General features: G+C 68.9%; 2 protein-coding genes. Both read left to right on the forward strand.

The window, feature by feature from the left end; all coding sequences use genetic code 11:
- The coding region (locus ACZ4MF_RS48610) for an amino acid adenylation domain-containing protein (protein ID WP_467500830.1) at positions 1-3,753 on the forward strand (3,753 nt) is incomplete at its 5' end.
- Positions 3,750-5,623: condensation domain-containing protein (locus ACZ4MF_RS48615; protein ID WP_467500832.1), on the forward strand; the 1,874-nt coding region annotated here is incomplete at its 3' end. The genes ACZ4MF_RS48610 and ACZ4MF_RS48615, both read left to right, overlap by 4 nt.

Here is a 5,623-nt window from a genome sequence, read left to right on the forward strand (position 1 = left end):
GTGCCCGCGCAAGCCGACATCACCCACATCCTGGCCACTGTCTCCGGCTCGGTACGCCGCCTGCTGCAGCACCAGCGCTACCGGCAGGAAGACCTGCACAACAGCCTCGGCCACGCAGGCGGACAGCACACATTCGGCCCGATGGTCAACATCCTCTCCTTCGACCACAGCCTCGACTTCGCCGGACACCACGCCGGCGTGCACCCCCTGACCAACGGCCCCGTCGCAGACCTCGCCCTCACCGTCACCCCGGACAGCGACCCGGACCTGCTCCGCATCGACCTCGACGCCAACCCCGCCCTCCACACACCCGAAGAACTCACCGCCCACCTCACCCGCTTCCAACGCTTCCTCACCACCATCGCCACCCACCCCGAACAACCGCTCGGCCGAGTGGAGATGACCGACCCCGCGGAACGCGCGCTGGTGCTGGAGGAATGGAACGCCACCGGTCATGACGTCCCGGGCGTGGTGCTGCCGGCGTTGTTCGAGCAGCAGGTGGCGCGGACGCCGGACGCCACTGCGCTGGTCTTCGACGGTGTGCAGCTGACCTACCGGGAGGTCAATGAGCGGGCGAACCGGCTGGCCCGCCTCCTGGTGGAGCAGGGTGCGGGTCCGGAGCGGTTCGTCGCGGTCGCGCTGCCACGCTCCGTCGAGCTGGTGGTGGCGCTGCTGGCCGTGCTGAAGAGCGGCGCGGCGTATGTGCCTGTCGACCCGGACTATCCCGCCGATCGCATCGCCTGCATCCTCGAGGATGCCGAGCCCATGTGCGTGATCACGGTCGGGGACAGCGGGGTCGAGCTGCCGGCTGTCACCACGCGGCTGCTGCTGGACGATCCGGCCACGCGACAGGGCCTCGACGGGCGGGCGGCGAGCGACCTCACCGATGCCGAGCGGATCGCTCCCCTGAGTGAGGTGTGCCCTGCGTATGTGATCTTCACGTCGGGTTCGACGGGCCGGCCGAAGGGCGTGGTCGTCGAGCACCGGGCACTGGTGAACTTCCTGTGGTCGATGCAGGATCGGTTCGGTCTGGCGGTGGGGGACCGGCTGCTGGCGGTGACCACGGTCGCCTTCGACATCGCGGGTCTGGAACTGTATGTCCCGCTGTTGAACGGCGCTGCTGTGGTGCTTGCTTCTCCGCAGGACGTGCGCGATCCCCTGGCTCTGCGTTCTTTGATCTCGTCGGCGGGTGTGTCTGTGATGCAGGCGACGCCGAGCCTGTGGCACGCGGTGGTGGCCGATGCCGGTGAAGAGTTGTCCGGTGTGCGGGTGCTGGTCGGTGGTGAGGCGTTGCCGGGCGAGCTGGCGCGCATGCTGGTGGCCCGGACGGCGTCGGTGACCAATCTGTACGGTCCGACGGAGACCACGATCTGGTCCACGGCCGACGAAGTCGGCGAGGATGTCGGCGGGGTGTCCTCGATCGGCTGCCCGATCGCCAACACTCGGGTGTATGCACTGGATGCGGGTCTGAGTCCGGTGCCGGTGGGTGTGGCGGGTGAGCTGTACATCGCCGGTGCGGGTCTGGCCCGGGGCTATCTGGACCGTCAGGGGCTGACGGCGGAACGTTTTGTCGCCGATCCGTACGGGGTGCCTGGCTCGCGCATGTACCGGACCGGGGACCTGGTGCGGTGGAACACCGATGGGAAGATCGAGTACCTGGGTCGTGTCGACGACCAGGTGAAGCTGCGGGGCTTCCGGATCGAACTGGGCGAGATCGAGTCGGTCCTGGCCGCCCACCCCGATGTCGCCCAAGCCGCCGTGCTCGTACGTGAGGACCGGCCGGGGGACAGGCGGCTGGTGGGTTATGCCGTTCCCACCACCGGTGCCGTAGTCGACCCGCAGGCGTTGCGGGTGTACGTGGCGGGTTCGGTGCCGGACTACATGGTCCCCTCCGCGGTGATGGTGCTGGAGACACTGCCGTTGACGCCGAACGGGAAGCTGAACCGCAGGGCCCTGCCCGCACCCGCATTCACCACCAGCACGGAGTTCCAGGGACCGAGAACGTCCCGAGAGGAAGCCCTGTGCCTGGTGTTCGGGGAGGTGCTCGGCCTCGACCGGGTCGGCATCGACGACAACTTCTTCGAGCTGGGTGGCGACAGTGTCCTGGCGATCCAGATGGTCCGCCACGCACAGCAGGCCGGACTGGGCATCACGCCGAAGGACGTGTATCAGCTGAAGAACGTCCGCGCTCTGGCACCTGTGGCGAAGGTCCTCGCGGATGAGGGTGAGGCCACGGAGGGCGCGGACGCGGGGATCGGCGAGTTGGCCCCGACTCCGATGACGCGCCGGCTGTTCGCCACGGGCCGGCCCATCGACCACTTCCACCAGGCCATGTCGCTGCGCACTCCCGCTGGACTGACCCTCGACGCTCTGCGCACGGGTCTGCGTGCCGTGGTGACGGTGCACGACGCGCTGCGGCTCCGTGCAGAACAGGCGGAAACCGGCACGACAACGTTGTATATACAGCGGCATGACGCAGTCGGTGCCACGGCCCGTATCCGCCGGATCGACGCCGGCGGCCTGTCGGATGAAGACGTAGAGGCCCAGGTACGTGGCGAACGTGAGCGCGCAGCCGAGCGGCTGGAGCTTCAGGCCGGCGTCGCGTTCACACTCACGTGGTTCGATGCCGGGCCGCTGCGACAAGGGCGGCTGCTGTGGGTCGTTCACCGCCTGGCCGTGGACGGGGCGTCCTGGCGGATCCTGCTGTCGGACCTGGCAGCCGCGTGTGCCGCTGCCATGGCCGGTACGACACCCACGCTGACCCGCCCGGCCACCTCCTTCCGTACCTGGGCGGCCCGATGGGCGGAACTGTCCCGGGCGAGCGAGCACCCGGCCACCCTTCCCAGCCGAGGCGGGGTACTCGAAGCGGGTGAGCACGGCCTTGGACCGAGCGCTTCCGACCGCACTCCGGGCACTCCCGCGGCGCGCGACAGCATGACCCTCCGCCTCCCCGAGGCCGAGACAACCGCGTTGCTGACGACCGTACCGGCCGCGTTCCACGCCACCGTCGAGGAAGCACTGCTTGCCGGGCTGACCCTGGCCGTGGCGGACTGGCGCCCACGCCACGGTCTCGGCCGAGGCACGGCGGTACTGCTGGATGTGGAAGGACACAGCCGCGACAGCCTGCCCGCCCCCGCTGATCTGTCCAGGACGGTCGGCTGCTTCACGACCGCCTGCCGGATGCTGCTCGACGTCGGTGACGTCGACTGGAGGGGTGTCTGGGCCGGCGGCGCCGACATGGGCCGCGCCTTCAAATGGATCAAGGAGCAGGTACGCGAGTGCGCCGAGAACGGCACCGCCCATGGCCTGCTGCGTGACCTGCGCTCGCACACCCACGACGAGCCCGCCCCCCTGCCCCCGCCCCAGATCCGCTTCAGCTACCTCGGTGCCCTCGCGGGCACCGCGAACGCCGATGGCAGCGACTGGACGACCGAGCCCGAATGGGTCCTCGCCGGTGACGGTCCGGCAGGGACGATCGCGGACCACGCGATCGAGATCACCGCCGTCACCGAGCACGATTCCGACGGCTCTCACCTCACCGTCCGCTGGACCTGGTCCGAGGTCCACTTCTCCGACACAACCATGCGCGACCTGGCCGACACCTGGTTCCGCGTCATGACGGCGCTCGCCTCACACGCGCAGCGCCCCGATGCGGGCGGCCATACGCCGTCCGACCTCTCTCTGGTGAATCTCAGCCAGAGCGAGATTGACGACTTCGAAAGCGAACTCGACTCCGAGTGGGGGACCTGGTGACCGGCCGGCCGCGCATCCAAGACATTCTGCCTCTGTCCCCGTTCCAGGAAGGCCTGCTCTTCCACTCCCTCTTCGACCCCACCGAAACGGACGTGTACACCGTCCAGTGGGCGTTCGACCTCCAGGGCACGCTGGACGCCGCGGCGCTGCGAGTAGCGGCCGAGACACTGTTGCGACGACACCCGAACCTGCGGGCTTCGTTCCGGCAGCGGAAGTCCGGCGAACCGGTCCAGGTGATCCCGACCGAAGTGACGCTCCCCTGGAGGGAGATCGACCTCAGCACACGAGGACGCCAGGAAGCGGAGCGCGAAGCAGCCCGGCTGCTGGTCGAGGATCGCGCCACCCGGTTCGACCCTGCCCGGCCGCCCTTGCTCCGGTTCACTCTGATCCGGATCGCGTCGGACCTGCACCGCCTGGTCTTCATCAACCATCACCTCATCCTCGACGGATGGTCGATGCCGCTGTTCATGCGAGAACTGTTCACCCTCTACATGAACGGCTGCGACGAATCGACGCTGCCGCGGGTGGCGCCCTACCGCGACTTTCTGGCCCACCTCGCGAACCAGGATCACGAGGCCGGGCGCAAGGCGTGGAGCACGGTCCTCGCCGACCTGGACGGGGAGACCCTCGTAGCCCCGGGCGCCACCCGTCAGGGCTCAGCGGTGCCCGAGCGCGTGCACGCCGAATTGTCTGCCGAGGAAACCGCTGCCTTGACCCAGCAGATGCGCACCTGTGGCGTGACGCTGAACACCGCGGTCCAGGCTGCCTGGGGCATCGTCATCAGCCGGCTCACCGGGCGCGACGACGTCACCTTCGGCGCGACGGTCTCGGGCCGCTCTCCGGAACTGGCCGGCGCGGCCACCATGATCGGCATGCTCATCAACACGATCCCGGTACGCATGCGGGTCGTGCCCTCGGAGTCTCTCCTGGCCGGACTTCAGCACCTCCAGGACACCCAGGCGCAGCTGATCCAGCACCATCACCTCGGGCTGTCCGAACTGCACAGCATGGCCGGGACAAAGGAGTTCTTCGACACCTGCATCGTCTTCGAGAACTATCCCGTCGACCCGCAGTCCCTCGACCTGACGGGCGCCGGGCTGCAGGTGGCGTCCATGGAGGTGAAGGACGCCGCACACTACCCGCTGCGTCTCGTCGCCGTTCCCGGGGAGCGCCTGCGGATGTGGCTGGACTACCGTCCCGACCTGTTCGATCAGGCGACCGCTGAGCGGATCATGGGGTGGCTGCTGCGCCTGCTCGAGGCACTGCGGGTGGATCCGAGTCGCCCCCTGGGCCGAGTGGAGATGACCGACCCTGCGGAACGCGCGCTGGTGCTGGAGGAATGGAACGCCACCGGTCATGACGTCCCGGGCGTGGTGCTGCCGGCGTTGTTCGAGCAGCAGGTGGCGCGGACGCCGGACGCCACGGCGCTGGTCTTCGACGGTGTGCAGCTGACCTACCGGGAGGTCAATGAGCGGGCGAACCGGCTGGCCCGCCTCCTGGTGGAGCAGGGTGCGGGTCCGGAGCGGTTCGTCGCGGTCGCGCTGCCACGCTCCGTCGAGCTGGTGGTGGCGCTGCTGGCCGTGCTGAAGAGCGGCGCGGCGTATGTGCCCGTCGACCCGGACTATCCCGCCGACCGCATCGCCTGCATCCTCGAGGATGCCGAGCCCATGTGCGTGATCACGGGCTTGGGTGCGCAGGAGGCTGTGCCGGAGCAGGTCACCCGGGTCCTGGTGGATGATCCGGGCGTGCAGGACCGCCTGAGTCTGCTGGGCGTCGAGGATCTGAGCGATGGGGAGCGTCTGGGTTCGCTGGGTGGGGCGTGCCCTGCGTATGTGATCTTCACGTCGGGTTCGACGGGCCGGCCGAAGGG

It is taken from the genome of Streptomyces sp. NPDC025793 (assembly GCF_055558375.1).